This window comes from Bacillus sp. LR--39 (genome assembly GCF_053613335.1).
In genome coordinates, this window is the sequence record NZ_JBSIOT010000240.1 from 1 (window position 1) to 1216 (window position 1216).

General features: G+C 43.9%; 3 protein-coding genes. All 3 read left to right on the forward strand.

The features are described 5' to 3' along the window. The coding region (locus ACWHAR_RS22140; protein WP_452087839.1) for a hypothetical protein at positions 1-150 on the forward strand (150 nt) is incomplete at its 5' end. A 135-nt stretch (positions 151-285) separates the two neighbouring features. After that, positions 286-822, forward strand: coding sequence for a stage V sporulation protein T (gene spoVT, locus ACWHAR_RS22145; protein WP_003218365.1), 537 nt, complete (start codon positions 286-288; stop codon positions 820-822). Positions 823-1003: 181 nt separating this feature from the next. Continuing rightward, positions 1004-1216 (forward strand): oligosaccharide flippase family protein (locus tag ACWHAR_RS22150; RefSeq protein WP_452087838.1); only part of this gene is annotated, 213 nt, incomplete at its 3' end.

Here is a 1216-nt window from a genome sequence, read left to right on the forward strand (position 1 = left end):
GGCAGACAAATCGGACTGGGAATGGAAGGGAAAAAACTCAAAATCTCCATACAGACGAAAGGCCGTAGTGCTGATGAATGGCTCGACACCGTGCTGGGCATGCTGAAGGGCTTAAAAGATGTGAAGAAGCAAACCATTTCATCAACGTAAATTTTGTTACTCTCTGGTGTATATTACATTTGATGTGACGGATACTAATTTCAAGCGAGGCGGAAGGTACATAAAGTAACTGCTTTAGGTCTTTCCCACATGTATATACCATCAAATGAAAGAGAGGCACCAGAGATGAAAGCAACCGGTATCGTACGTCGTATTGATGACTTAGGCCGGGTCGTGATTCCTAAAGAAATTCGAAGAACTCTGAGAATCAGGGAAGGCGATCCGCTTGAGATTTTTGTAGATCGTGACGGAGAAGTGATTTTGAAAAAGTATTCACCGATCAGTGAGCTTGGAGACTTTGCAAAGGAGTATGCAGACGCGCTTTACGACAGCCTCGGCCATTCAGTGCTGATTTGTGATCGTGATGTATATATTGCCGTGTCCGGCAGCTCCAAAAAAGATTACTTAAACAAGTCAATCAGCGAAATGCTGGAAAGAACAATGGATCAGCGCAGCTCCGTGCTTGAGAGTGATGCGAAATCAGTACAGCTTGTGAATGGAATTGATGAGGACATGAATTCTTATACTGTCGGCCCAATTGTGGCGAACGGTGATCCGATAGGTGCTGTGGTGATCTTTTCAAAAGATCAGACAATGGGCGAAGTAGAGCATAAAGCCGTTGAAACAGCAGCTGGATTTTTGGCTCGTCAAATGGAACAGTAGGTCTTATTCCTTTCTTCGAAAATAGGTATGTAAAGAACAGCTCTCCTTGGGACGCTGTTCTTTTTCATGCGTGCCGAAAAAGGAATCCAAGGGTTGGGATGTGGTATAATAACCTCGTTTTTATTTGTGCCGCGGTAATACGTGAACCGTATTGCCCCTGACGTTGGGAAGGAGCTTTTGGATGGACGATTCAATAGGCGTTAAACGGCATTGGATTTGGCAGGGGGCTTTTGTTTTAATTCTGGCAGGCGTCATCACAAAAATTTTAAGCGCTGTTTACAGAGTCCCGTTTCAAAACATTGTCGGCGATGTTGGATTTTATATATATCAGCAGGTATATCCCATTCTTGGTATTGCGGTCATGCTGTCCACATCAGGATTTCCAGTCATTATT

Excerpts from the sequence above, each read along its gene's own strand:
- spoVT (WP_003218365.1), top strand. The coding sequence starts at position 286 with ATGAAAGCAACCGGTATCGTACGTCGTATTGATGACTTAGGCCGGGTC.